Raw genomic sequence first — 1,545 nt, forward strand, 5'->3', positions numbered from 1 at the left:
CCCCGAACGTCGGCTCAAAACCTATACGCCTATCACTCCGCCGTGGCTGAAAAGCAATGTTCATGAAATTTGTCTGCCTCCTTTGGCCCTCGAACAAGCTGAACGTTTTGTTCCGGTAGGACGAAAGCAGAGCGATGAAACCACTGAGAGCCGAGAGAAAATGCACAGCGCCTGGCTGGATAACATTGCTGAGCAAATCGTGATAGCTCACGGCCAGGGTGAGGGGGGAACGCTGGTCCTGATGACATCATTTGCCGATGTGAGAGGCGTTTACGACAGGTTAGGGGGGCTCAATAACCCAATAGTCAAAGCTGACGGGAACGTTACGACAGAAGCGCAGAAGGTTGCCTACCTGAATGCTCTGAAAGCTGGTGAAAAGCCTTTATGGCTTGCATTGGGCGGCGCATGGACCGGCCTTGACATCAACGGCAAGCATATTGGGCTGAGCGATGAGGAAATCGCAGAGAAAGATAATGTGATCGCCACGCTCATCATTCCGAAGCTGCCTTTCGGCCTGAACCGTTCATTGTCTTACCACGCACGTCTGGCTCGCTCCCGCAAGCAAGGGGCAATGGAAGTCATGGAAACGGTTATCCGCTTCAAACAAGGCCTTGGACGCCTGATCCGCTTGGAGAACCAGCCTAAAAACCGTCGCATACTGGTTTTGGATGGCAGGCTGAGGATGCCGGAGTACAAGGGCTTTCTGGGGCCAATTATGCGGGTGATCGAATCCTATCCCAGGGTAAGGCCAATTTACTGATTTACGTAGAAACAAAATGGCTCTAAACAAGGGCCGTTTTGGTTCTATGAGAACAAAATAACTTTGAGGGGTAACTTATGCCTGAAAACTTCATTTCCCAGCTCTTTGGGGGCGTTCTGGCTTCATTGATAAGCCAACCGTTAATCTGGCTGCTTTTCGCGGTGGCGGTCGCTGCGTCTTTTCTAAGAATGTTTTCACGAAACATCAAGGGGCGGTTCGGAGAGTGGGCGTTATCAAAAATACTGCACAACCGATGTGGGCAGGAGTGCGTTGTTTTGGATGATGTCACACTGGTGGTTTCAGAAGGGGATACGACGCAGATAGACCACATTGTCGTTGCTCCAACCGGAATATTTGTCGTCGAGACAAAGTTCTATAAAGGCCGGATTTATGGCAAGGAATCAGACAAGCAGTGGACCCAGAAAATCTTCAAGAACACCTATAAGTTCCAGAACCCGTTTCGTCAGAACTACAAGCATGTGAAGACTATCGAGGCTCTTCTTCCTAACGTCGGGTTGGCAAACATTCATTCCGTGGTTGTCATGCTCGGGGAATGTGAGTGGGCAAGCAAAGATCGACCAGCAGCTCTCTTCACTTCCGGGTGGAAAGCTGCTGACTACATTAACGACATGATTGCCAGTGGACAGAAGGTGCTCGATGTCGAAGAGGCCTCTGCGAGGCTCCAGAGTCTCAGGCTTCAACGTGGTTTGAAGACTAACCGGGAGCACATTGAGAATCTGCGGCGGAACAACGAAGTCTAACAACGCAATCCTGCAACCATACTT

At 50.5% G+C, this 1,545-nt stretch carries 2 protein-coding genes; both read left to right on the forward strand.

The annotated features are described in order from the left end of the window. On the forward strand, positions 1-760 hold a 760-nt coding region (locus tag BHE89_RS23880), incomplete at its 5' end, for a helicase C-terminal domain-containing protein (protein WP_216081020.1). Between the two features lie 77 nt (positions 761-837). After that, positions 838-1,521 carry a nuclease-related domain-containing protein gene (locus BHE89_RS16855; protein ID WP_128860649.1) on the forward strand — a complete coding sequence of 228 codons (684 nt, stop codon included), beginning with the start codon at positions 838-840 and terminating at the stop codon, positions 1,519-1,521. Positions 1,522-1,545: the final 24 nt, after the last annotated feature.

It is taken from the genome of Shigella sp. FC1967 (assembly GCF_001743005.1).
Lineage (GTDB): Bacteria > Pseudomonadota > Gammaproteobacteria > Enterobacterales > Enterobacteriaceae > Proteus.